The organism is Rhizobium sp. SVR5-9E (assembly GCF_056755095.1).
In genome coordinates this window covers 1-234 of record NZ_JBNDHS010000770.1, presented here as the reverse complement: position 1 = coordinate 234, position 234 = coordinate 1, and the positions used below count along the sequence as shown (strand labels likewise).

The 234-nt window shown below is 40.6% G+C and carries 1 protein-coding gene; it reads left to right on the top strand.

What is annotated here, in order from left to right; genetic code table 11:
• A partial coding sequence (gene tssD, locus ACPYOJ_RS36920) for a type VI secretion system tube protein TssD (RefSeq protein WP_481420622.1) occupies nt 1–234 on the top strand: 234 nt, incomplete at both ends.

The window sequence follows — 234 nt, the reverse complement described above, 5'->3', positions numbered from 1 at the left end:
ACATATTAGAGTGTAAATACAATTTTACACAGCCGGTTGATGGCACGGGCAAGCCAAAGGGAATGCCAAAAGGTGGGGAAATCGTGATTCGCATTGAAAGTACCGGAAATCCTGAATTGCTAAGCTGGATGCTGGATCATAACCAAGTAAAGAACGGGAAAATAATTTTCTACCGCAGAGATGCCATGAGCAAATTACAGGAACTTATTTTTGAGAAAGCTTTCTGCATAGAAT